The sequence below is a fragment of the Pseudomaricurvus alcaniphilus genome (assembly GCF_011440395.1).
Classification (GTDB): domain Bacteria; phylum Pseudomonadota; class Gammaproteobacteria; order Pseudomonadales; family Cellvibrionaceae; genus Pseudomaricurvus; species Pseudomaricurvus alcaniphilus.
In genome coordinates, this window is record NZ_JAAOIX010000002.1 from 18,049 (window position 1) to 42,894 (window position 24,846).

The 24,846-nt window shown below is 54.5% G+C and carries 23 protein-coding genes and 1 other RNA gene; 18 read left to right on the top strand and 6 right to left on the bottom strand.

Translation table 11 applies throughout. The features are described 5' to 3' along the window. The first annotated feature begins 195 nt into the window (after nucleotides 1-195). The gene (gene recN, locus G8764_RS06225; RefSeq protein ID WP_166163201.1) at nucleotides 196-1,860 is read left to right on the top strand and encodes a DNA repair protein RecN; all 1,665 of its coding nucleotides are present in this window, start codon (nucleotides 196-198) and stop codon (nucleotides 1,858-1,860) included. Between the two features lie 38 nt (nucleotides 1,861-1,898). On the opposite strand, the gene G8764_RS06230 is transcribed toward recN, so the two are convergent. Continuing rightward, on the bottom strand, nucleotides 1,899-2,444 hold the full coding sequence (locus G8764_RS06230; protein ID WP_166163204.1) for a hypothetical protein: 546 nt from the start codon (nucleotides 2,442-2,444) through the stop codon (nucleotides 1,899-1,901). Nucleotides 2,445-2,551: 107 nt separating this feature from the next. Beyond that, on the bottom strand, nucleotides 2,552-2,971 hold the full coding sequence (gene fur / locus G8764_RS06235) for a ferric iron uptake transcriptional regulator (protein WP_166163207.1): 420 nt from the start codon (nucleotides 2,969-2,971) through the stop codon (nucleotides 2,552-2,554). 159 nt (nucleotides 2,972-3,130) lie between these two features. Here fur and G8764_RS06240 point away from each other — a divergent pair, with 159 nt between their 5' ends. After that, a complete protein-coding gene (locus G8764_RS06240; RefSeq protein ID WP_166163210.1) occupies nucleotides 3,131-3,490 on the top strand; it encodes an outer membrane protein assembly factor BamE in 360 nt (119 codons plus the stop codon). On the opposite strand, the gene G8764_RS06245 is transcribed toward G8764_RS06240, so the two are convergent. Both G8764_RS06245 and G8764_RS06250 read right to left on the bottom strand, forming a co-directional pair. Continuing rightward, nucleotides 3,487-3,810 carry an RnfH family protein gene (locus tag G8764_RS06245; RefSeq protein WP_166163213.1) on the bottom strand — a complete coding sequence of 108 codons (324 nt, stop codon included), beginning with the start codon at nucleotides 3,808-3,810 and terminating at the stop codon, nucleotides 3,487-3,489. The two genes, G8764_RS06240 and G8764_RS06245, sit on opposite strands and share 4 nt — an antisense overlap. A gap of 19 nt (nucleotides 3,811-3,829) precedes the next feature. After that, nucleotides 3,830-4,264, bottom strand: coding sequence for a type II toxin-antitoxin system RatA family toxin (locus tag G8764_RS06250; RefSeq protein ID WP_341806317.1), 435 nt, complete (start codon nucleotides 4,262-4,264; stop codon nucleotides 3,830-3,832). A 150-nt stretch (nucleotides 4,265-4,414) separates the two neighbouring features. On the opposite strand from G8764_RS06250, the gene G8764_RS06255 reads away from it, so the two are divergent. Together G8764_RS06255 and smpB are read left to right on the top strand one after the other, a co-directional pair. Beyond that, nucleotides 4,415-5,833: a sodium-dependent transporter gene (locus tag G8764_RS06255; protein WP_166163216.1), complete on the top strand. Its 1,419-nt coding sequence runs from the start codon at nucleotides 4,415-4,417 to the stop codon at nucleotides 5,831-5,833. A 173-nt stretch (nucleotides 5,834-6,006) separates the two neighbouring features. Further along, entirely contained in the window at nucleotides 6,007-6,489 is a 483-nt protein-coding gene (gene smpB / locus G8764_RS06260) for an SsrA-binding protein SmpB (protein ID WP_166163219.1), read from the top strand. Nucleotides 6,490-6,622: 133 nt separating this feature from the next. Here the strand turns inward: smpB and G8764_RS06265 are convergent, their stop codons facing one another. Both G8764_RS06265 and G8764_RS06270 read right to left on the bottom strand, forming a co-directional pair. Further along, complete coding sequence (locus G8764_RS06265; RefSeq protein ID WP_166163222.1) at nucleotides 6,623-7,234, bottom strand: LysE family translocator; 612 nt, start codon at nucleotides 7,232-7,234, stop codon at nucleotides 6,623-6,625. A gap of 50 nt (nucleotides 7,235-7,284) precedes the next feature. Beyond that, nucleotides 7,285-9,903: a TonB-dependent receptor plug domain-containing protein gene (locus G8764_RS06270; RefSeq protein ID WP_243748646.1), complete on the bottom strand. Its 2,619-nt coding sequence runs from the start codon at nucleotides 9,901-9,903 to the stop codon at nucleotides 7,285-7,287. Nucleotides 9,904-10,123: 220 nt separating this feature from the next. On the opposite strand from G8764_RS06270, the gene G8764_RS06275 reads away from it, so the two are divergent. The 14 genes from G8764_RS06275 to G8764_RS06340 all read left to right on the top strand — a co-directional run bounded on the left by G8764_RS06275 (nucleotide 10,124) and on the right by G8764_RS06340 (nucleotide 24,638). Next, complete coding sequence (locus G8764_RS06275; protein WP_166163225.1) at nucleotides 10,124-11,470, top strand: sodium-dependent transporter; 1,347 nt, start codon at nucleotides 10,124-10,126, stop codon at nucleotides 11,468-11,470. Between the two features lie 77 nt (nucleotides 11,471-11,547). Beyond that, nucleotides 11,548-11,937: a transfer-messenger RNA gene (gene ssrA / locus G8764_RS06280) on the top strand. 164 nt (nucleotides 11,938-12,101) lie between these two features. Beyond that, nucleotides 12,102-13,346 (top strand): integrase domain-containing protein, encoded by a 1,245-nt coding sequence (locus G8764_RS06285; RefSeq protein ID WP_166163228.1) that lies wholly within the window; start codon nucleotides 12,102-12,104, stop codon nucleotides 13,344-13,346. Between the two features lie 83 nt (nucleotides 13,347-13,429). Then, complete coding sequence (locus G8764_RS06290) at nucleotides 13,430-14,296, top strand: hypothetical protein (RefSeq protein ID WP_166163230.1); 867 nt, start codon at nucleotides 13,430-13,432, stop codon at nucleotides 14,294-14,296. 109 nt (nucleotides 14,297-14,405) lie between these two features. Beyond that, on the top strand, nucleotides 14,406-14,720 hold the full coding sequence (locus G8764_RS06295; protein WP_207951734.1) for a helix-turn-helix transcriptional regulator: 315 nt from the start codon (nucleotides 14,406-14,408) through the stop codon (nucleotides 14,718-14,720). Beyond that, nucleotides 14,717-15,370, top strand: coding sequence for a Rha family transcriptional regulator (locus G8764_RS06300; RefSeq protein WP_166163233.1), 654 nt, complete (start codon nucleotides 14,717-14,719; stop codon nucleotides 15,368-15,370). Before G8764_RS06295 ends, G8764_RS06300 begins: the two co-directional genes overlap by 4 nt. After that, nucleotides 15,367-15,534, top strand: a complete 168-nt coding sequence (locus tag G8764_RS06305; RefSeq protein WP_166163236.1) for a hypothetical protein — start codon at nucleotides 15,367-15,369, stop codon at nucleotides 15,532-15,534. Before G8764_RS06300 ends, G8764_RS06305 begins: the two co-directional genes overlap by 4 nt. Before the next feature lie 3 nt (nucleotides 15,535-15,537). Next, entirely contained in the window at nucleotides 15,538-16,074 is a 537-nt protein-coding gene (locus G8764_RS06310) for a hypothetical protein (protein ID WP_166163239.1), read from the top strand. A gap of 534 nt (nucleotides 16,075-16,608) precedes the next feature. Further along, nucleotides 16,609-16,926, top strand: a complete 318-nt coding sequence (locus G8764_RS06315) for a hypothetical protein (RefSeq protein ID WP_166163242.1) — start codon at nucleotides 16,609-16,611, stop codon at nucleotides 16,924-16,926. 130 nt (nucleotides 16,927-17,056) lie between these two features. Continuing rightward, complete coding sequence (gene hsdR / locus G8764_RS06320) at nucleotides 17,057-19,483, top strand: EcoAI/FtnUII family type I restriction enzme subunit R (protein ID WP_166163245.1); 2,427 nt, start codon at nucleotides 17,057-17,059, stop codon at nucleotides 19,481-19,483. A 78-nt stretch (nucleotides 19,484-19,561) separates the two neighbouring features. After that, entirely contained in the window at nucleotides 19,562-21,115 is a 1,554-nt protein-coding gene (locus G8764_RS06325; RefSeq protein ID WP_166163248.1) for an N-6 DNA methylase, read from the top strand. After that, nucleotides 21,112-22,917, top strand: coding sequence for a restriction endonuclease subunit S (locus G8764_RS06330; RefSeq protein ID WP_166163251.1), 1,806 nt, complete (start codon nucleotides 21,112-21,114; stop codon nucleotides 22,915-22,917). The genes G8764_RS06325 and G8764_RS06330 overlap by 4 nt, the downstream gene beginning before the upstream one ends. A 204-nt stretch (nucleotides 22,918-23,121) precedes the next feature. Further along, on the top strand, nucleotides 23,122-23,406 hold the full coding sequence (locus tag G8764_RS06335) for a type II toxin-antitoxin system HigB family toxin (protein ID WP_166163254.1): 285 nt from the start codon (nucleotides 23,122-23,124) through the stop codon (nucleotides 23,404-23,406). 14 nt (nucleotides 23,407-23,420) lie between these two features. Beyond that, complete coding sequence (locus G8764_RS06340) at nucleotides 23,421-24,638, top strand: ImmA/IrrE family metallo-endopeptidase (RefSeq protein ID WP_481859743.1); 1,218 nt, start codon at nucleotides 23,421-23,423, stop codon at nucleotides 24,636-24,638. Nucleotides 24,639-24,846: the final 208 nt, after the last annotated feature.

Below are 24,846 nucleotides of genomic sequence, written 5' to 3' on the forward strand. Positions count from 1 at the left end.
TCACTGGCGGGCAAAGCTGTTGACGCCCAACACGATTACCCAGTGGTGCCACTGCAATATGGGGCCGCAGATACGACTTTCAAGGGGCGTAAAAAGCCCGATCACAGACAGTTGCTGAAATCCAAAAAGAACTGTATAAATAACCATGTATATTCTTACACCCCTAAACCCTGAATTGCCGGCAGGAGGCGCAACATGCTGACCCATCTCAGCGTGCAAAATTTTACCCTGGTGGACTCCCTCGAACTCGAATTCAAATCCGGGATGACGGTCATCACCGGCGAAACCGGGGCGGGTAAATCCATTATGCTCGACGCCCTCGGCCTCGCTCTGGGCGACCGGGCCGATTCCGACAAGGTGAAGCGGGGTTGTGACAAGGCCGACATCTGCGCCACCTTTGACCTGCAAGCCATTCCCCAAGCCCGCCAGTGGCTGCAGGAGCGCGACCTGGAACAGGGCAAGGAATGCCTGCTGCGCCGCGTGGTCACCAGTGATGGTCGCTCCCGCGGCTACATCAACGGCCACCCGGCACCACTGGCACAGATGAGAGAGATGGGTGAGATGCTGATCGACCTGCACAGCCAGCACGCCCACCAATCACTGCTGAAAAAAGACACCCACCGCAGCCTGCTGGACGACTTTGGCGGCCAGCAGGAATTAGTTGAGCAGTGCCGGGAACTCTACCGCGCCTGGCACGGCGCCGAGCGCAAGTTCATCCAGCACCGCGACAATGCCGAAGAGATCACCGCCCGCCTGCAATTGCTGCGCTACCAGGTGCAGGAGCTGGACGCCCTCGGTCTCGAAGCCGGGGCCATAGAGCAGCTGGAGGCCGAGCAACAGGAGCTGGCCAATGCCGAGTCCAGCCTGCAGCTGAGCCAGCAACTGGCGCAGATGTGCGAGGACGACGAGGCCGGCCTGCTGAACTCCCTGAGCCGGGCGCTGAGTATTCTGGATAAATACGGCGACAAACCGGAGCGCCTCAGCAGCGCCCAGGAACTGTTTATCAACGCCCAGATCCAGCTGCAGGAAGCGCACTCGGAGCTGAGCCACTACATCGACAACTTTGAGCTCGATCCGCTGCGCTTGCGGCAAGTGGAGGAGCGCCTCTCCAGCTGCTACGACATCGCCCGCAAACACCGGGTCAAACCGGAAGCCCTGATCGAGCTACACCACGACCTGAGCGCCGAACTGGCGGGGCTGGACGGCAGTGAAGACGCCCTCGACGAGCTCGAGCAGCAGGCCCAGCGCAGCCATAAAAAGTACCTGGATTGCGCCGAAAAGCTCTCCGCCCGGCGCCAGCGCGCCGCCACCAAGCTGCAACAGGCGGTTAATGAGCAGCTGCAGGCCCTGTCCATGAAAAACGCCCGCTTTGAGATTCACCTGCAGCGGCAGGAAGAGCAGGCCAGCGCCCACGGCATCGATGAGATAGAGTTCCTGATCAGCACCAACCCGGGCCAGCCGCCCAAGGCGCTGGCCAAAGTTGCCTCCGGCGGCGAGCTCTCCCGGGTCAGCCTCGCCATTCAGGTGGTCACTGCCCAGAGCTCTACCACCCCCACACTGGTATTTGACGAGGTGGATGTGGGCATCGGCGGCGCCACCGCAGACGTGGTGGGCCGGTTGCTGCGCACCCTGGGCCAGCAGGGGCAAATCATCTGTGTCACCCACTTGCCCCAGGTGGCCAGCAAGGGCCAGCAGCACCTGCGGGTGCACAAGGAGAGCGACCACAGCTCAGCCCAGTCCGTGCTGAGCGAGCTGCAGGGTGAAGACAAGATTATGGAGATTGCCCGTATGATGGGCGGTACCGAGCTGACCCGCCAGACCATCGCTCACGCCAAGGAGATGCTGGCCATGGCTGAGTAACGGGCCTCTGGGCTTTTAGTCTTTAGACTTCAGGGCCTTTAGGCTTCAGGCGATACCTGCTCAGCATCCTTGCGCTTGTACTGGTCCGGATCGACAAACATCAAGCGAAACACCACCCCGCCTTTTTTGGTTTTCGGCGGTTCAATGGCCAGCAACAGCACATTGATTTGCTCACCCAGCTGAATCACCCCGGGCTGATGAATCAACATACCGCCGGTCTGTTGGTTGGTGAGGATGTTCAGGTCTTTCTTCGCCCGCATCGCCAGCGCGATCTTGTCCAGCATGGCATTGAGTGCAGCCCGGTACACCGGAAAGCTGAAGCCGGGGCCGCGAAATTCACTGTAATCCAGCTCCAGCGCCAGCGGCACCTTGCCCGCCTCCGGCGCATCTGCCGCCGCCCCCTTGGGCCGCAGGGTCATCTCCCCCAGCGACAGGGTACTGCCGTTCTTCAGGTCTTTGAGCGCCGCCTTGGCCCGACTCTCGGGCAACTTGAAAAACAGCTGGCGCAGAATGCCACAGCCAAGATCCAGCACCTGCACCAGGTCCAGGTTGATATTTGTCTTGCCCGAGCGGTCATCACTCATTGCGGCCTTATCCTCTGTGCTTTAGCTATTATTAGCGATTATTGTAGTCCCCGACCGGATTGACGCCGGGTTATTTGTTCATATATTTACCCGTTGAGCTGGCCAGCTCAGGACTTTTTATCCTTCAGCGGCCGCACGTACAGCACCAGGCTGTGGCCGATAATCTCGTAGCCGTGCTGCTGGGCAATCTCTTCCTGCAGGGATTCGATTTCATCGTTGTGGAACTCCACCACTTCGCCGGTCTCGGTGCACACCATATGGTCGTGGTGGTCACCGCGCTCCAGCTCGAACACCGAGTGGCCGCCATCGAAGTTATGCCGCTCCACCAGCCCGGCCGCTTCAAACTGGGTCAGCACCCGGTAGACAGTGGCCAGCCCCACATCTTCCCCGGCCTCCATCAACTGCTTGTACACTTCCTCCGCACTCAGGTGTTTCTGCTCAGAAGCTTCCAGCATTTGCAGGATTTTTACTCGCGGCAGGGTGACTTTCAGACCCGCTTTGCGCAGCTCCTGGTTTTCATCAGACATAATTTACCTCGGGTGCGGGCCCCACCTGTTCGATCAAGCCCTGAATTTCTTGCATGACGAGCATGAGGAAGCGAACAGTAAAAAAACTACAGGGCGCTTCTCACAGCCGTTAGAGATCGGGTATTATCCCTTTTCGCTTTACCTTGTGGAACCCCTGATATGCAAAAACCTGTACATCGCCTGCTTCTTATTCTGTCTCTGCTTGCCCTGTCAGGTTGCCAGTATTTTAAATTTCCCGGCGTCTACAAGATCAATATCCAGCAAGGCAATATTGTGACCCAGGAGATGGTGGACCAACTCAAGCCCGGCATGACCCAGCGCCAGGTGCGCTACATCATGGGCAATCCACTGGTGCAGGATACCTTTAACCCAAATCGCTGGGACTATATATATACCCTGATTCCCGCCAAGGGCGAACCCACCAAAGAGCGAATCACCATTTTCTTTGTAGACGACAAGCTCAGCCACTTCAGCGGCGATTTTGTGCCCGACGCCACTCGGGCCGAAAGCAGCAACTAGTCCGCCTCAGCCCGGGACTTCTGAGCCCGCTTGCGCCGCACCTCTTTGGGGTCGGAAGTAAGCGGGCGGTAAATCTCCACCCGGTCGCCCTCCTGCAAGACGTGTTCAGCCGGCTTCTTAAGGCCCTTGGTGCCCAGCGCCTGGCCAAAGATGCCCATCCTGGCGCTGTCATAGTCCAGCCCCGGAAACTCCTTCTCCAGCCCGGAACGGCGCGCCGCCTGCAAAGCGGTGGTGCCCGGCGGCACCAGCAGGGCAACAATCTTTTGCTTGTCGGGTAGCGCGTAGGCCACCTCCACGGTGATATCCTGGATATCTGACATAGTTTTCTCCCACCCCGTCCTAACTGCCATACAATTGGTTGGCGCGACGGCAGACCCCGCTCACCAATTCGTTGGCAATTGACTCAAACCACTTGCTGGCCGCTTTGGCAACCAACACATTACTGAACTCAAACTCCAGACTCAAAGAGACCTTGCAGGCATCCGGCGCCAGCGGTTCAAACAACCACAAACCGCTGAAGCTGGTAAAGGGGCCCTCCACCAACTGCATATCCATGGCCTTGCCGTACTGCAACTGGTTGCGGGTCACAAAGCTGTAGCTCATACCCAACTTGGCGAGATCCAGCCTGGCGACGATACAGTCCTGGTGCACTTCCAGCACCTCGGCGCCCACGCAGCCATTCATATACTGGGGGTAGGCCTCGATGTCGTTGACCAGATCAAACATCTGCTTATTGGAAAAAGCCACCAGGGCACTGCGCTCTATTTGTTTCACATACTCACCCAACGACCGGTTCGCTCTTGTAGAGCCGCAGGATTGTAGAGACTCCAGGTGCAGATGCCAATATTTGTGCTATTGCTAAAAGGACAAGGCCTAGTAAAGTTGCTAGTATCCCGACAACCGGTTTTGAGTATTGAGGCGACAATGACAGCTCCGCGTGAACAGTTTGGATCCCGCCTGGGTTTTATCCTCGCCGCCGCCGGCTCGGCGGTAGGCATCGGCAACCTGGTGGGCTTTCCAGTCAATGCGGCCAAGAACGGCGGTGCCGCCTTTCTGTTTATCTACGCCCTGTTTGTTTTCCTCATCTGCCTGCCGGTGATGATGGCCGAGCTCGCCGCCGGCCGCAACAGCCAGAAGAACCCCCTCGGCACCTATCGCTTTTTTGCCAACGGCCACAAGTTGTGGCCCATCGCCGGCTGGCTGGCCCTGATCACCCCCTTTATGATCGCAGTTTTCTACGGAGTCATCACCCTCTGGGTGCTGGGCTACCTGTTTGCTATTCTTGGCGGCAACCTGCAAGAGCTGGCCGACCCCGACTACTTTGGCGAGTTTATCAACAGCGGCCAGGTGTACGCCCTGCTCGCCCTGATCGCAGCCATCGTCGGCGTCATTCTCAAGTTCGGGGTCAAGGACGGCATCGAGCGGGCCGCCAAGATCATGATGCCCTCGCTGTTTGTCCTGCTGCTGGGGCTGGTGATATTTGTCCTGACCCTGGACAACGCGGTGGCCGGCCTCAGGTTCTACCTGATCCCCGACTTCAGCAAGATCGACGCCTCGGTCATCAACGGCGCCATGGGCCAGGCCTTCTTTTCCCTCTCGCTGGGCATGGGCATTCTCATCACCTACGGCTCCTACATGAACCGCGGCGCCAGCATCTCCGGCTCCGCCAAGCTGGTCGCCCTCACCGATACCGCGGTGGCGTTTACCGCCGGCCTGATGATACTGCCGGCAATCTTTGCCTTTAATCCCGACATCGATACCGAAGAGCTGTCCAGCTCATCGGTGGCCCTGATCTTCACCTTCCTGCCGAAAATCTTTCTCGCCATGGAAGGAGTGGCCGGCTACACCGGCGCTAGCGCAGTAGCCGCCATTTTCTTTTTGCTGGTGTTTTTTGCCGCCCTCACCTCGCTGGTCTCCATTATCGAAGTGCCAGTATCCGGGGTCATGGACCAGATGTGCTACTCCCGCAAAAAGGCGCTATTAATAGTCGGGCTGGGCATCGCGCTGTTCGCTCTGGTCTGTGCCTTGTCTTTCGGGATCGTGGAATTCTTTACCCACTTTCTCCATTACGGTGGCGCCGACAAATCCGTTTTTGACCTGGTAGTGGACGTGTTCTACGACACCATCCTGCCACTGAACGGCTTCCTTATTTGCATCATGGTGAGTTACCGCTGGAAGAAATCCAACTTCGACCGGGAGCTGGAGCAGGGCGCGCCGGACTACAAGGGCTCGCTGCTGGAGCGCTACACCAACCTGGCCCTCGGCACTTTTATCCCGGTGATTCTGCTGCTGGTATTTATCAATACCGTGCTGACCAAGTTTTTTGGCGTCAACCTGATTTAAGCCGCGCAGCCAATACCTCACAACCAGAGCCTCGCATCCGTTACCTGGCAACCAGGGCTCCACAACCAGGGTCCCGCCATTGAGAATGCGCCTGGCTTAAAAGGCGCTTCCCATCACCGCAACGGCGCTTAAACTGTATCTTCACCCGCGCCATACCGCTATAATCCGCCGCCATGAGCAAACAGAAATCCAAAAAATCGTCCTCCGGCGGCACCATCGCGCAAAACAAAAAGGCGCGTTTTGACTACCACCTGACGGACAAGTTCGAAGCCGGTATCGCCCTCAATGGCTGGGAAGTCAAAAGCCTGCGCGAGGGCAAGGTGCAGATTGTCGACAGCTATGTCTTCTTCAAGAATGGGGAGGCCTGGCTGCTCAACGCCCAGATCACACCGTTGTCCACTGTCTCCACCCACTTCGTAGTGGAGCCCACTCGGCAGCGCAAATTGCTGCTGCACAGCAAGGAAATTGCCAAGCTGCAGCAGGCGGTGGAGCAGAAAGACTACACCTGCGTGTGCACGGCGCTGTACTGGAAGGGCCACCTGGTAAAATGTGAAATTGCCCTAGCCAAGGGCAAGAAGATGCACGACAAGCGCGAAACTGAAAAGCAGCGCGACTGGAACCGGGAAAAACAGCGCCTGTTCCAGAAGCCGGCCTGACCGGGCGCGTACCGGTACTGGCGACTGAAACTCCGCCCCTGCAAGCCCGGGCTGGTCACACTCCCGGGCTTATCAAACTCCCCAGCTGCCAGCCAAATCCAACTGCATTACTCTTATAGCGTCCAACACCCGCTCAATTCGCCAGCACCTGCAGCGCGACCACCACCAGCAACACCGCAAAACCCAGCTGCAAGTTGCGCTGCTGCCGGCGCAGGCCGCGGATCACTCGCGGGTGCGTAACCATCAGCGCCACCACCAGGTACCAGAGTGCGTCCACCCCCGCCGACACCGCCGCCATACCCAGCTTTTGTGACAGCGGCGTCAGGGCCGAGACAAACTGGCTGTACACCGCGAGAAAGAACAGCGCCAGCTTGGGATTGAGGAACGCGGTCAGAAAGCCGGTGGCTATGGCCTTGCCGAAACCGGCCGCGGCTTTACTTTGCGGGTCGAACACACCGACCCCGGCCAGTGCCGAGCGGTAGGCCATAAATGCCAGCCACAATAAAAACACGGCCCCGGCCCAGCGCAGGCCGGTAAATACCACCGGCACATTGGCCACCAGGGCGGCCAATCCGAGCGCAGCCAGCAGAGCGTAACAGCCCACCCCGGCACCGTGGGCGAGGGCGGCAACAACGCCCTGCAAGCGACCACCGCGCAATGCCTGGGCGACGATCACCGCCACACTTGGCCCCGGGCTGGCAGCCCCCAGCAGACACAGGCCCGCCAGGGTAAGCCAGTCAAACATTGACACCGGGCCGCCTCCTTGCGTGTTTACTCATGGTGGTTAAAGCTCTCCTAGAAACTGGCTGACAATCGCAAGTACCAGAAGGCACCGTTGAAACCGAACGGCGAGGTCACCGAATATTGCTGGCCGAGAAACTGCAGCGTGCCGTCGGCCTCATCATCCGGGTACACGTCAAAGACGTTCTCTCCCCCAATAGCAACAGAGTATTTATCGTCAAAGTTAAAACGGGCTTCCAGATCCACCAGGATTTCGCCATCGTAGTTGGCGGCGTCCGACGCGTCACCGGGACCGAACAACCCGCCGGTGGACGACCAGTCGTCATAGCGGTTAAACCGCACCATGCCTTCGAAGATATCCTGGTTATAGGTGAAGGTCAGCACTGAACTGTGCTCCGGAATTTGATTTTCCAGGTCGTAGATCCGGTCCGGCCCAATGGTACTGCCCTTCACATCCGACACTTCCTGCTGGTTGTAGTTGTGGCGGAAATCCACGTCCAGCGAGCCCTTGCTCAACTCGTGAGTGGTGTGGATATTGAGGTCGATACCGGACACCTCGGACTGGAAGCCATTGACGAAGAAGTTGCCGTTGCTGCCACTCAACAAATTGGCGTTCGGCACCCCGGCGGCATTGAGCAACGCCAACTCGGCCGCGCCGATGGTGAAGCTCTGCAGGGCGATACGGTCCTTGATCTCGATGTCGTAGTAATCCATGGTCACAGTGACATTATTGGCCGGCGTGTAGACCACCCCCAGGGTAAAGCTGGTGGATTCCTCCGGGTCCAGCGGTTCGGAGCCCAGCGCCACTGCCACAGGGTGGGCCACCGGATAGGTTCCGCTGGGAATCAGGTTGCCGCTGGAGTCGGCCGTGGTGGTAGTGTTGAGGGTATTGACCTGGCCGGGTGTCGGTACGCGAAAGCCGGTATTGGCCGTGGCTCGCACCGCCACTTCCTCGGTGATTTCAAAACGCCCGGACAGCTTCCAGTCCAGGGTGGAGCCGAACTCATCAAAGTCTTCGTAGCGCAGCGCCAATGCGCCGGACAAGCGCTCGGTCAAGTCGACCTCCACATCCACGTAGGCGGCATAGCTTTCACTCTCGAAGGAGCCTGACGATTCCACCGGGAAGCCCTGAAAGCCGTCGGAACCAACGCCAAATTGGGCAAAGGTGGGGCCCACGGCGATAGAAGCCTCATCCCCGGCGCCGATCTTGTAGGTCTCGTCCCGCCACTCAAAGCCAAAGCCCAGGTTCCAGCCCCTCGCCTCCCAGCTTTTCACAAAGTCGGCATTAAAACTGGTCTCTTCCTGGGTCAGTGTACCGGGGTTAAAGGTGGTCGGTGACAAGCCGCCAAGGCTGGGGTTGATGCTGTCCTCCAGCACATACACCACTTCGTTCTCGGCTACCCGCGCCCGCACATCCCAACTGAAGCCCTCATTGTTGTCACCGCGCAGGCCGACGATAACCGCGTAATCGGTGATATCCGCGCCGAACAGTGGGCTGTAACCACCGGGGAACAACGTGTGAATCGGGTTCAGCAGGGAGTAACCACTGGGACTGGTGCCATCGGCAGTCAAATAATCAGCCGGGTCGAGCCCTTGCATCTGGATGTCGTTCACCAACGCGATATCGGCAGGATCGGCAATACCGTCCTCATTGGCATCGGTCATCAAGGTGGTGCGCGGCGGATTGGCGATATTGTCCGCCGCGGTGGGCAGCACCGGGCCGCGATAGAAAAAGCCCGACAGGGTTTCGTTATCCATATAGCTGGCATTGCCGTACACCTCGAGCTTGTCACTCAAGTCATACCCGACGTTGACAAAGTACTTGGTCGCCTCCACGTCCGGATCGCCCCAGCGCTGGCCAAAACCATTGTAGGGAACCTGGTCAGCACCGACGATATCGGCAACTGCGGCGGCGTCCGGGCGGGCATTGCCGCGGGACGTGATATCGGAGGTGGAATGCTCGATGGTCAAATTGACAAAGCCGTTATCCCCCAGCGGCAGGCCGCCGTTGGCACTGATGGTAAAGCGATCGCCGTCTCCTTCGGAATACTCGCCGTACTGGGTGGAGAGATTAAAGCCCTCTTTGGCGTCATTGAGAATGACATTGACCACCCCGGCGATGGCATCGGAGCCGTACTGGGCCGAAGCGCCATCACGCAGCACTTCGACGCGCTTGATCGCGGCGGAGGGGAAGGCGGAGAAGTCTACCCCCTGGGAGCCTTGATTCACCGTACCCAGCGGTGCCAGCTGCAAATTCACCAACGCGGAGCGATGGCGGCGGGTGCCATTCACCAGCACCAGGGTATGGTCCGGCGACAGGTTCCTGAGAGTCACCGGGCGCACAAAGGCAGTGCCGTCGGCGATGGGAAAACGCTGGGTATTCAGTGACGGGGATATCTTGCTGAGGGAATCAGTGAGATTAAAAGACGCTTGATTGCTGATCGAGCCGCCGCCAATCACATCAATGGGCGACAGGGTTTCCTCCGGAGACAGGCCAGCCTTGCGGGTACCGGTGACCACCACCTCCTCCATAACCTTACCGCCATCTTTGGCGCCGTCCTTACCGTTTGCCGCATTCGCCAGCGCACCGCTGAGCGCCAGTACGCTGGCACAGACGGGTAGCAAGCCGCGCATGACACAAGATGTTATCTCTCTATGGGAATTATTAGACATAGCTTAAGCCCTTATTATGATTTACCCGATGAATTCAGGTGTTATTGTTATTTTAAAAAATCAAATCCAGCTGCTTCGAACGCACGTGGCGCCATGCTGGATGACGTTCACTCCTTTTTGATTATTCCACAATTTTTCCAACAATACTTGAACAACAAACCACCCGCAACGCACAATGCGGCAACAACAATATTAGCCACCCGCAGCAAAGGCGCAACCCATGGCATCCAGAGAACAATTCTCCTCCCGACTCGGCTTTGTCATGGCGGCGGCCGGCTCTGCGGTCGGGCTCGGCAATATCTGGGGCTTTCCCACCCAAACCGCCAGCAACGGCGGCGCCGCCTTTGTGCTGGTCTACTTCATCATGGCGTTCTGCCTGGCCTACCCCGCCCTTATGGCCGAACTGATAATCGGCCGCCACGCGCGCGCCAATATCGTCACCGCCCTGCGCGGCATCGCCCCCAACAAACCCCTGCGCCTGGCCGGCACCGCGGTGGGCCTCTACGGCACCCTGGTGGCCAGCCTGATTCTCAGCTTCTACGGCATAGTGGCCGGCTGGATGCTGGCCTACCTGCTGGAGTCCATCACTGCCATGTTCGGCTGGACCGGCTTCAGCGAATGGCTATTAAGCTTTGGCCTGACCCGCAACCTGCTCTTTATGGGCCTGTTTATGCTGCTCACCATGGGCATTATTGCCAGCGGTATTGCCGCCGGTATCGAGCGCTGGTCGACCCGGTTAATGCCCCTGCTGCTGGTCATTATGGTCTCCCTGATTGTCTATGTGATGACGCAAAAAGGCGCGCTGGAAGGCCTCAAGGTCTACCTGCTGCCGGACCTCGAACAAATTCACCCGCAGCTGATCCTCGACGCCATGGGCCAGGCCTTTTTCTCCCTCTCCCTGGGCGTCGGCACCATGCTGGTCTACGGCTCCTACCTCAGTAACGAGGCCAGCCTGCCGCGACTGGGCGCCGCCGTCACCCTGGTGGACGCCGGCATCGCCTTTATCGCCGGCCTGCTGATCATCCCCGCCATCTACGTGGCCAAGGAACACGGGGCCAATATCTTCGACGCCAGCGGCGAATTGATCGCCGGGCCGGACCTGATTTTCCAGGTGCTGCCCGCCCTGTTTGATTCCATGGGCCAGGTGGGCCTGCTGGTGGCCTTCGCCTTCTTTACCCTGATGTCCATCGCCGCTCTCACCTCCTCCATCTCCATGCTGGAAGTGCCAGTAGCCCTGGCCACCGAGGAAACCCCGGCCAGCCGTCGCCAGGCCACCCTGGTCATCGGCGGCCTGGTGTTTGCCTGCTCCAGCCTGATCCTGCTCAACTTCGACACCCTGTTCGGCTTCATCATCACCCTCACCACCGTCTACAGCCAACCGCTGCTGGGCCTGATGCTGTGCGTCTTCGCCGGCTGGGTCTGGCACCGCAACAGCCTGCTGCAGGCGATACAGGCCGGCCATCCGAATATCGAGAACACTTTATTTTGGAAAATATGGCCCCATTATGTGAAGTATCTCTGCCCGGTTTTGATTTTGACCACACTCGTGCGGAGCCTCACCAGCTAGTGCCGCTCGCACGAACATACGTACAAACATAGTTGTGCAGAGCGACCCGCTTCTGGTGTACAATAGCGACTGTTTACGGGGCCGATTTGGATTCGACGCCGGTAACAAAACCTTGGGTGCATGTCGTGATGTCAGCGAATCACGTAAAATCAAAGCTGAACTTTATTAGTTGCCAACGATGACAACTATGGTGCACAACTGGCTGCGTAAGTAGTCTTTTGTTACACCTCTAGCGATACGTTCGCTAGCGGTCCTTAGCAAGGTGCCAGTACCGCGCTACTGACTGTCATACAGAACTGGATCGCCGTGAAGCCTGCCTGGGGTGGATCAGCTAAAACCTTATCAGGATCGTGTCTTACGTCTTGGCCGCTGGGCTGTAGGGCATTAAATCAAATAGCGGAACTAAGCATGTAGAGCCTCAGGCGGAGTGCTGACGGACGGGGGTTCAAATCCCCCCGGCTCCACCAAACACACCATCACCAACCTTCGTTAAAGTCCACTAAGCCCGCGCCAGTCGCGGGTTTAGCTTTATATATAGGCCATTAAAGCTCGTTTAGGGTTTTTAACATTCGCATTTTTTAGTACCCTAGTAGCACCCCAGCAATCTGGAACCCCTACTTGGGGTACTAAAATGCCCAGAACCACCAAACCCTTGACCAACACCGAGGTCAAACAAGCCAAACCTAAAGGCAAGGAGTACAGCCTCCATGATGGCGGCGGCCTACACCTGCGCATCAGACCCAGCGGCGCAAAACAGTGGGCGTTCAGCTATTACACCCCCTACACCAGGAAGCGCGTCAAAATTCAACTGGGCGTCTACCCCGCCAAAACCCTAGCCCAAGCCCGGGAAGACGCCGAAACGGCCCGCAAACTGCTCGCTCAGGATATCGACCCCAAAGAGCGTCAGGCGGAGCTGCGCACAGAACAGGAAGAAGCCCACACCAACACTTTCGAGCACGTGGCAGGTAAGTGGTTTGAGGTCAAGAAATCCAAGATCACTGTCGACTACGCCGACGACATTTGGCGATCATTCAATCTTCACCTATTCCCCGACCTGAGAAAGGTCCCTATTCACAAAATCAAAGCGCCGCAAACCATCAGAATCCTGGAACCGATTGCCGCCAAAGGCTCACTGGAAACTGTGAAGCGCCTTTGCCAACGAATCAACGAAGTTATGACCTACGCCGTCAACACCGGCATTATCGACAGCAACCCTCTAGCAGGTATCGGCAAAGCCTTTCAGGCACCCCAAAAGCGGCACATGCCCACTCTCAAGCCCGAGCAACTGCCGGAGCTTATGAAGGCTCTCACAACCGCCAGCATCAAGTTAACCACGCGATGCCTGATCGAATGGCAACTACATACCATGACACGGCCCTCTGAAGCCGCTGGTGCGCGCTGGGACGAAATCGACACACAAACTATGACCTGGAACATTCCAGCCACCAGAATGAAAAAAAAACGCCCTCACAGCGTCCCCTTATCGCCCCAAGCCATGGCCCTCTTACAAGTCATTAAGCCCCTCAGCGGTAAGAGTGAATATATATTCCCTGCGGATAGAAACTGGCGCAATCACACCCACCCCCAAACCGCGAACATGGCATTAAAGCGCATGGGGTATGGGGGTGAACTTGTTTCGCATGGTTTACGCGCATTGGCCAGCACCACGCTCAACGAACAAGGTTTTGATCCGGATATTACTGAAGCAGCCCTTGCTCACGTTGACAGCAACGAAGTCAGGGCCGCATACAACCGCGCCGATTACTTACGGCGCCGTCGCGTAATGATGGAATGGTGGAGTAATCACATTGACGAAGCAGCCATCGGCAACATGAGCCTGAGCACAAGTAGGGCGGGGCTCAGAACTGCAGTTTAACCATTAATTAGCCTGGTCGACGAAAAAGCAGCTATGTACTGCTTTGACTTGAGGCCTATTAGATATGAGAAAGCTACTGCCCCATGAATGACAATAATATTACAGACAAACCAATTGATACTAAAGCTACCTTAATAGTACAGAAGAAAAAAAACTCAGAAGATATCGAGAGATTAGATTTTGAATGGGTGGCAAAAGTTAACCAAACCCGAGTCGCCGCTCAAAAAAGAGCTGCCCGCAGTGGAGCGAGACACCACCTCAAAAAGGAAGATAATGAACCACTTTCCATCATGGCAGTACCGCTTCCTCCAGAACCACATATTGACGAAAGTGATTGGGAACAAACACAAAAAGAGCTAAATCACTACTTTATCAGGCTATTTACACGCCTTGAATGCCTGAGGAGTAGCAAGGGTAGCCTGGGCGAAGGACAGTGGAGTGACCTCCAAGAGTGCTCACCAATAGAAATCCACAGAGCAATCAAACTTATTGAGGCAGCTATCGAAAGCCCAACAACGAGGCATGAACTTTTAAAGGCACGAGTTGATGGCCGCCCCCCTCAGCAGCTTAGCTCCAACACTCACAGTCAGCATACTCAAATCGACCTTTCGGGCCAAAATGAAGTAACTGCAAACATTAATATCACCTCAAAGCCCAATCGAGAAAAACTTGCGAGCCAAAACGAGAAAGCGCAGAAACTCAACGTCTTTCATACTGTAGTAGACAAATTTATAAAATCCTATCTCATCAAAAATTCAAACCTGCCACATATGACATCCGCCCTCAAGCACCTGAGGAGCATATCAAAAGCAGAATATGGTGAATCGGACGTCATACACGAAGTTACTGACAATCACATCATCTGGATATCGCATACAGGGGAAACTCACATAGTAAAGATATCCAGCTTCAAATCGCTGTTCAGCAAATTGAAAAGGCCATACAAATAGCGATTAATTATCTGTATCGTTATCTGGGGATAAAATAATTATATAAATAACGATACAGATAATTTGACATGATCTCCTAAGCGCTCATTCCGGCAATGAGACACAGAAAATGACGCGTTTTCCCGACAATACCACTTCCATTAGTGACTTCGCCCTTCCACCAAAGCCATACATTCTTGACCGAGAGCCAGAAGTGCTCGGTCAGACAGCATGGGGAAGTACAACTCACCACGAAAAAATCAAAAATGGATTGTTTCCGCCCGGGCTACATATTGGCCCGAGAGCCAAAGCATGGCCTCGCCATGAGACCCAGGCAATCATCGCCGCGATCATCGCCGGGAAGTCAGACGATCAAATCCGCACGCTGGTCCGCTATCTGGTCGACCAACGCAAGAAATTGGCACTTATGGGGGTGATTGCATGAACAATGCCATAGAAGTCACCATAAAAAACAGTGAGCCGCGAGTAAGCAGTCGCTTAATTGCTAACGGATTAGGTATTCAGCACAAAAACTTATTGGAGCTACTAGAAACCTACCAGACAGATTTTAAAGAATTCGGAACTTTCGCGTTTGAAACGCGGAAGTCAAAAGGTAGACCACAACGCTTTGCCTGCCTCAATGAGGACCAAGCGTATCTACTGTTAACGTACTCAAAAAATACTCCTCGCGCCAGAGCCATCAAAAAAAGTTTGATTAAAGCTTTTAGAGAAGCTCGCGAAACGCTAGTTAGCAAAACTGATTACCTACCTTGTTATCACGAGTGTCATGATGCTATATCAACTCTGGTTAGAAAAAGTGGCAGCTCAACACCAGAACCAATTCACCACATGAATGTTGAAAAGATGATCAACAAAGCTTTCGGCATTCCCGTTGGAATACGGAGCAAGTTGCCGCCTTCGCTTCGCGCCGCTATCTCAATGGCTGAACGCATAGCTGGAGTTCACTATCAAAGAGCTATGGATACCGGGGACGATCACAAAACAGCTTATAAAGCAGCCAAGGCCGCTATAGAGCGGTGCGCCAATACTGTTCGTGACTCACTGCCGCTATTGAATGGCGAGGCGGCAGAATGAATAGCTACCAAGTAGAAGTTCGCCAGGAAATCATAACCCCGCCCTTAATCGAGGCTAAAGGCCCACAGGAGGCCAGCGAAGCCGCCAGAGTGAATCAAGGTGTCGCTGGTAACTCTTACCCCGGAGGCGTTGAAATCATTTCTGAAAAGCTACTAAGAGGGTAATTCATGGCCAAGTCGCATGGCAAAAACAAGGGGCGTACCGACGCCCCTGGAGGCTTCGCGGGCATACCCCGTATAGTATTGAAGCACCCTGACTACCAGGGTCTATCAGGCGGCGCGGTAAAGCTGCTGATCGAGCTGGCGAGCCAATTCAAAGGCAACAATAACGGTAATTTGACGGTAGCATTTTCGATATTGAAAAAGCGTGGCTTCAATTCCAAAAGTACCATTGCCCGGTCTGTGAAAGAGCTGCTATCTGCAAACATTATCATTCAAACCCGAGAAGGCAGGTTCACTAATCCCGGAGGTGTGTGCAACCTGTATGCTCTTAGCTGGCTTGCGATTGATGAGTGCCCAGGTAAATCTCTCACGGCATCACCGACCGTAACACCCCCACGCAAATTCAGCCTAGAATTTAACAAAACGCCCGGACCAGAAACTGGTCCAGGCTCGGTCCAGAAACAGGGGCGATGTCAAAGAAGAGATGGTAGAGGACAATACTCATCGGTCCAAAAACAGGGCCGATTAACCGTAGTCACCTAGTCCAGAACATGGACACCTTTATATATACCATAGGGGTTCGCTTATTCATGACTTACAACAACGCAGTGATTCAATGTATAGGCACAATGCAAATGCGGCGCCGCCCATAAAATCATAAATCAAGACCTGGTATTTACAAGGAAGACGAGCCCTCATTGCAGACCTGCTAAAAACCCTGAAAACTAGACAATAGTACAGTTATCGCAGCCTTATACGCAAAATGAGCACATTTGAAACAAAAACACACTTATTCTGAATATGGGGGGGGCACGCACACACTGGCACCGCAAGAAAGAGATGCTCATCATGTAAGTGAGCATATTGAATATCAACGTTATTAGGCCTTCTCACGGCCATGCTTTGCCGGCGTGGGCCAATAAGCGATATTTCTCAATACCGATTACTGCCCCGCCTCAACCGCACCACCAATAGACCCACAGATAGCTTGTTATTACTGGCCTCCATTTATTCCTTGGTCTATGCTCGAAGTTTTCGCCAAAGCCATCACTTTCAGGAAAATTCAGGCGCGACGCCATGGAAAACAAAGCCACTTTTATAGATGCCGTCAAACACCAGCTGGTTGATTTTTATACAACCCTGTCTGAGACCAAAAAAATCGACAATGTCCGCAAGGCCTACATTGAAGGCTTTATGTTTGCTGGGGTGGTCCTGCAATTGGTCGACAATGATAAGCTAAAGCAGGTTATGGAAGAAGCCCATTGCGCTGTCTTTAACATGACACAGGCCGAGCGCCGCATGGGCACTGCCTTTAACACCAATACTGAGAAAGCCTGGGCAGTTTATGACGACCCCGCTTGGAAACGTAACGCGCGCGGTAAAAGTCCAGAATAACCAAGGCCGGCGCAGCCATGAGGCCAATCTGCCATCTGATCATACTGGGTGCTATAGTACTCCAACGGTGAGTTGCATCTAATTGCCGCGATGACACAGTCAGCAGGGATACAGGGGATACTTGGCAGGCATGGACAAGAAACAACTGTCAGAAACGGACATCATCAGCAAGTTTATCCTCCCCTCCGTGGAGAAAGCCGGCTGGGATAACATGACCCAGATTCGCCAGGAGGTGAAACTGCGCGATGGCAAGGTGATTGTGCGCGGCCAGATCGGTATGCGCAAAACGGTGAAGTCAGCGGATATCGTGCTCTATCACAAGTTCAACATGCCACTGGCGGTGATCGAAGCCAAGGCCAACAAGCACGAGATTGGCAAGGGTATGCAGCAAGGTCTGGACTACGCCCGGCTGCTGGACGTGCCCTTTGCGTTTGCCAGCAATGGCGACGGATTTGTCTTTCATGATAAAACCGCTCCCGCTCACGGCGGCCTGCTGGAAAGCGAGATAAGCCTGGATAGTTTCCCCAGCCCCGCTGAGCTCTGGCAAAGGTACTGCGCCTGGAAGGGCTACACCGCCGCCCAGCTGCCCATCATCACCCAGGATTACCACGATGACGGCAGTGGCAAGGCCCCGCGCTACTACCAGCTGCAAGCCATCAACAAAACCATCGAAGCGGTATCCAACAGCCAGGATCGCGTGCTGCTGGTGATGGCCACCGGCACCGGCAAAACCTACACTGCCTTCCAAATCATCTGGCGCTTGTGGAAGGCCCAACAGAAAAAGCGGATCCTGTTTTTGGCCGATCGTAATATTCTGGTGGACCAGGCTCGTATTAATGATTTTCAGCCTTTTGGCCAGGCCATGACCAAGATCACCGGCCGCACCGTCGACCCCGCCTACGAGATCCACCTGGCGCTCTATCAGGCCCTTACCGGCCCGGAAGAGCACCAAAAGGCGTACAAGCAGGTCGACCCGGACTTCTTTGACCTGATCGTAATCGATGAATGCCATCGTGGCTCTGCTGCAGAAGACAGCGCTTGGCGCGAAATCCTGGAGTATTTCAACTCCGCTACCCAAATCGGCTTAACCGCCACCCCCAAAGAAACTGACACCGTCTCCAACACCGACTACTTCGGCGACCCGGTCTATACTTACTCCCTCAAAGAAGGTATCGAAGACGGCTTTCTCGCCCCCTACAAAGTGGTGCGCGTGGATCTGGATGTAGATGCGCTGGGCTGGCGGCCGGAGAAAGGTCAGCGCGACAAACACGGGCAGGAGATCAAAGATCGTATCTACAACCCCAAAGACTTCGATCGCGTCCTGGTCATTGATGAGCGCACCCAATTAGTGGCGGAAACCATTACCGCCTATCTCAAACGTACCGACCCCATGGCCAAAACTATCGTTTTCTGCAACGACATCGACCATGCCGAGCGTATGCGCCGCGCGCTCGTTAATCTCAACCCCGAGCAGATGACCAAAAACGAGAAGTACGTGATGAAGATCACCGGTGATGACGACGCCGGCAAAGCCCAGCTGGATAACTTCATCAACCCGAAAAAGCCCTACCCGGTAATCACCACCACATCAGAACTGATGACCACCGGCGTAGATGCCAAAACCTGCAAACTGGTGGTGCTGGACCAGAACATCCAGTCCATGACCAAGTTCAAGCAGATCATCGGCCGCGGCACCCGCATTGACGATCGCTACAATAAGCTCTGGTTTACCATCCTCGACTTCCGCAAGGCCACCGAGCTGTTTGCCGACCCCCACTTCGATGGCATCCCGGAGAAGGTGCTGGTCTCCAAACCCGGCGACATTACCGACCTAGAAAACCCGGAATTCGATGATAACCTCAACGGCACCGGCGACTCAGACGACCTGAATCCCGGCTATAATGACACTCCTGTGAAAAATGAATGGCCCGACTACGGCGACGACACGAACACTGGCGGTGAGGACGAACGTGAGCCCTGGGTGAAATACCACGTCAACGGCGTCACCGTGAAAAAGCTGGCCGAGCGTATTCAGTATTACGACAGCGACGGCAAGCTGGTGACCGAATCTTTTAAAGACTACACCCGCAACACCGTACTTAAGCAGTTCGCCTCGCTGGACGCCTTCACTAGCCGCTGGAACGGCAGTCAGCGCAAGCAAGCCGTCATCGACGAACTGGAAGCGGAGGGAGTCATCTGGGCCGCGCTGGAAGAAGAGGTAGGCAAAGAGATGGACCCGTTCGATATGATTTGCCATATCGTATTTGATCAGCCCCCGCTAACCCGACTAGAGCGCGCCAACAACGTCAAAAAGCGCAACTACTTCACCCGCTACGAGGGCACCGCCAAATCGGTGCTGGAAGCCCTGGTGGACAAATACGCCGATGCCGGCGTGCAGGAGATCGAGAGCGTCAATGTGCTGAAGGTACACCCAATCAAACAACTGGGCTCGCCGCTGGAGATCGTGAAAAAAGGCTTTGGCGGTAAACCCCAATACCAGCAAGCTATCCGTGACTTGGAGACCGAGCTCTACAGCAACGACCCCAAATCCGCCTAAACTTCCCATTTGCAACAATTCCCGCAAAAGCGGGACTCCGGGGCTTTATTGGGCCCGGAATTCAACCAAGAGAGATCTATGTCAGTCAGTACAGTTATCAAATCCATCCAGGACATCATGCGCAAAGACGCCGGAGTCGATGGCGATGCCCAGCGCCTCGGCCAACTATCCTGGTTGCTGTTCCTAAAAATATTCGATGCCCAGGAAGAGCAGTTGGAATTCGAACAGGACAACTACCGGGCCCCCATCCCCAGCCAATACTTGTGGCGTAACTGGGCCGCCGATGACGAGGGCATTACCGGCGATAGTCTGCTGGAGTTCATCAACAACGATCTGTTCCCGGCGCTCAAGGGCCTGACCGCGCCCATCGACAAAAACCCCCGCGGCTTTGTGGTCAAGGAAGCCTTCAGTGACGCCTTTAACTACATGAAGAACGGCACCCTGTTACGCCAGGTAATCAACAAGCTCAACGAGATTGACTTTACCGACTCCAGCGAGCGTCACCTGTTTGGCGACATCTACGAGCAGATCCTCAAGGACCTGCAAAGCGCCGGTAACGCCGGCGAGTTCTACACCCCCCGCGCCGTCACCCGCTTTATCGTGCAGATGATCGACCCGCAACTGGGCGAAACCGTCTTCGACCCCGCCTGTGGCACCGGTGGCTTTTTGGCCTGCGCCTTCGATCATATAGGCGGCAAGTACGTTAAAACCGCCACCGACCACCAGACCCTGCAGGGCCAGATTCGCGGTGTCGAGAAAAAGCAGTTACCGCACCTGCTGTGCACCACCAATATGCTGCTGCATGGCATCGAAATACCGGTACAGATCCAGCACGACAACACCCTCAGCAAGCCACTGTCCAGCTGGGAGTCGGACGTCGATGTGATCGTCACCAATCCGCCCTTTGGTGGCACTGAAGAAGACGGCATCGAGAAGAACTTCCCCAGCGAACTGCAAACCCGCGAAACCGCCGACCTGTTTCTGCAACTGATTGTCGAGGTGCTCAAGCCCGGTGGTCGCGCTGCCGTGGTCCTGCCCGATGGCACCCTGTTTGGCGAAGGCGTTAAAACCAAGCTCAAAAAAATGCTGCTGGAAGAATGCAATCTGCACACCATTGTGCGCCTGCCAAACTCGGTGTTTGCACCCTACACCAGCATCAAGACCAATATCCTGTTTTTTGAAAAGAGCAAAGCGGCCAACAAGGGCACCAAGGAAATCTGGTACTACGAAGTGCCCCTGCCAGATGGGGTCAAAGCCTTTAACAAGACCAAGCCCATGAAATTGGAGCACTTTGACGATTGCGCCGACTGGTGGGGCGAAGGCAAGAGTCAGAAGAGCAAACTCAAGCGCAAGGACCGCCAGGAAAACCAATTCGCCTGGAAGGTGTCCATCGACGATATCGTTGCCCGCAATTACAACCTGGACATAAAAAACCCCCACGTCGAGGAGCAAATCAGCCACGACCCGGATGTACTGCTGGCCGACTACAGCCGGCAACAGAATGAGATTCAACAATTGCGCGATCAGCTCAAAGGGATTCTTGCCGAGGCAATGACCTCCAAAGACGTTGGTGTTGCCCAAGGAGAGATTCGCAAGGTAAAAGCCGCATCCCGCAAGGGGGGCAACCCATGACTGCCACGCATCGACCCGCCAGTCCGGGTGCCACCCTTCAGGTGGGCTCAGCCGGCCCTCAGGGCCTGATCACGGACCATATCGACCTTTGGACCTCTGCCATCAAAACCAGGTCCACCACCGGTCGAGGCAGCAGCAACAAGCGCGAACTCTATGGCATCAAAAAGCTGCGCGAGCTGATACTGGAACTGGCGGTGCGCGGCAAGCTGGTGCCGCAGGATCCCAGTGACGAACCTGCTAGCGTGCTGTTGGAGCAGATTGGTGCCAAAAAGGCGGCACTAATTAAACAGGGTAAGATTAAGAAGCAAAAGCCGTTGCCGCCAGTTAGTCGTGAAGAAAAGCCATTTGATTTGCCAGAAGGGTGGGAGTGGATAAAGCTTGGTGAAATAGTCGAAATGCACAATGGGAGAGCCTTCAAATCCACGGAGTGGGGGGACGAAGGGTTACCGATCGTTAGAATCCAAAACCTTAATAATGAGCTAGCCGAATTTAATTATTTTGCTGGTGAGTTGGCTGAAAAAAACCGCATAGACAATGGATCATTTTTAATTAGCTGGTCGGGTACTCCAGGGACATCTTTTGGCGCATTCATATGGAATCGTGGCCCCGCAGCATTAAATCAACACATTAATAACTGCATATTTCATTCGGACGAAATTTATTTGGAGTTTATGCAGCTAGCGGTAAGCGGTTGCATGAACCATTTTATTTCAATGGCTCAGGGAGCTGTCGGGCTTAAACATGTAACTAAGGGCACTCTAAATAACGCCGTCATTGCCTTCCCTCCATTAATTGAACAACACCGCATCGTCGCCAAAGTCGATGAACTTATGGCCCTCTGCGACCAGCTGGAGCAGCAAACCGAAACCAGCCTCGACGCCCACCAACAACTCGTCGACACCCTGCTGGCAACTTTGACAGACGCCCGCGACGCCGAAGAGCTCAACGACAACTGGACCCGGCTCGCCGCACACTTCGACACCCTGATCACCACCGACTACGCCGTCGAACAGCTCAAACAAACCATCCTCCAGCTCGCCGTCATGGGCAAACTCGTCCCCCAGGATACCAACAATGAGCCGGCCAGCAAGCTGCTAGAACGCATTGCGGCTGAAAAAGCGCAGTTGGTTAAGCAGGGTAAGATTAAAAAGCAAAAGCCGTTGCCGCCGATTGGGGAAGAAGAAAAGCCGTTTAAGCTAATGATTGGGTGGGAGTGGGCGCGGCTAGGTGAAATTTCCAGATTAATGTCAGGAAAAGGCTTTAAAAAATCAGAGTATAGCGAATCTGGCGCAAAGTTATTTCAAATTGCAAATGTCAGCATTGGTTACACAAAGTGGGATGTCAGAAATTATATGCCTCTCAGTTACTTAGACGAGTATCCTGAGCTTGAGCTATCACCTGGAGATGTACTTATCGCTCTAAATAGACCACTGCTGAACAAAAGAATGAAAGTATGCATTCTTACTGACGACGATATGCCTTCAATACTTTACCAGCGCGTAGGCAAGTTTGATTTCTACAAAAAAACACTGAATACAAAATACTTTTTTTACTTTATGCAGAGCGCTCTCTTTATTGAACACCTCAATGAAAATCTTCAAGGTTCCGATCAGCCGTTTATAAACCAATCTCAATTGGTTAACTTTATTTTCCCCTGCCCACCCTTGATTGAACAAAACCGCATCGTCAGTATGGTCGATGAACTCATGGCCTTGTGCGACAAACTCAAAGCCTGCCTAAGTGACGCCCAAGCAGTCCAACTGCAACTAACCAATGCCCTTGCCGATCAAGCCATTATGTAAAGGATGACAACATGGCATATAACCATCCGCGAAAATCGTTCGACCGACGCCCAAACCACCCTGTTCCAACTCGCAGATACGGTGGTAGAGCAGGCACTGGACTCGACACACAAATATTACCAAAATGGTAACTTGTGAACTTCCTGTGAATAACATGTTTACCATATTGGTAATATTGGGTAGAATACTACCAAAGGCAATTTGATGAAGGTCGTAGCGAGTAACTTGCTAAGCGAGTTTGCCAATAAGCATGCCAATGCAAAGAAAGCCCTGTCGTGCTGGCTGCAGGAGGCCAAAAGAGCGAATTGGACAACACCTCAGGATATCAAGAACCACTACCGCAGTGCCGATTTTCTGTCCGGCAACCGGGTCATTTTTAATATTAAAGGCAATAACTATCGCCTGGTGGTCAAGGTTCGCTACCAGAACGGCATTGTTCGTATCGAATGGGTGGGCACCCACGCTGAATACGACAAGCAGCGGTTTTAGGGGGAAATATGCATTTGAAAGTCATCAAAAGTGAGCAGGATCACAATCAGGCTTTGGCACGCCTAGACACCTTGATGGACATGGACCCTGCCGAAGGCACAGCCGAAAATGATGAGCTGGAGGTTCTGGCGCTGCTGCTCCAAAGCTACGAAGAGCAGCACTTCCCCATGGATATACCGTCACCAGTGGATGCCATTGTATTTCGTATGGAGCAGCAGGGCCTGAAAAATAAAGACCTGATCCCCTATATAGGCTCTGCCCCCAAGGTCTCAAACGTTCTAAATGGCAAGCGCTCGCTGAGCCTGGCTATGATCCGCCGTCTCAGCAAGGGGCTGGGCATCCCTGCCGAAGTATTGATCCAGGACTCAACCAAGCAGGAACAGTTTGATCAAGATACCGACTGGCAGGCATTCCCACTGGCGGAAATGCGTAAACGCGGCTACTTTGCCGATTTTAAGGGCACACTGCATGAACTAAAAGAGTACGCCGCAGAGATTGTCGGTTGCTTTTTGAGGGAGGCCAATCTGGAGACAAGCCCTCAACCCATCATGATGCGCACAACCGCGCACCTGCGCACGAACGACAAGGAAGTGGACCCATTCGCCATGCTTGCCTGGCAGGCTCGCATTTTGCACCTAGCGCGCAGCCAAAAGCGGCTGCCGGATTATGTTAGCGGTACAGTTTGCCAGTCGTGGATGCGTGACCTGGCCAAGATCTCATGGTCACAACAAGGGCCGGCTTTGGCCGTGGAATATCTGAACCGATATGGCATTTATGTCGTGTTTGAACCTCATTTACCCAAAACCTATTTAGACGGAGCGGTCTGCCTTGCTGAGACGAAACACCCAGTTGTGGCGCTTACGCTTCGCCACGATCGACTGGATAATTTCTGGTTTTCTCTGATGCACGAGCTGGCACATATCGCCCTACATTTTGATGGTTCAGAAAGCTGGTACCTGGATGACCTGGATGCGGAATCAAGTGACCCAAGAGAAAGCGAGGCTGACGCTCTGGCGCAAGAGGCCCTGATTCCGTCAGCCGCCACTCCCAACGGGCTGCCCACGGATGCAGCAGGCGTGGAAGCTCTGGCGCGCTCATTGAGTATATCCCCCTGCATTGTCGCCGGACGAGCAAGGCGACAAGAAGAAAACTATCAACTGTTCGGCACGTCTTTCCGCAGTGAGAAACAGGTAAGTAAAATCCTGCAGACTGCAGGGCATATTTGCTCATAACAGCTTTGTTTTATTTCTTATGCTGTAAAAGGGAGTAACGTCGCCACCCCTGGGAAGCCAATGACATTTGGCTTTATTTAGCTGAATAATTACCCATTATCGACAAACATAAATTGCCTTTGGGAGCTATTGAGGACTGGGAAACCTGATGATAATAACCGGAGAGCGAAACACCAGAAATATAGAACATAATAAGTTTTGGAGATTA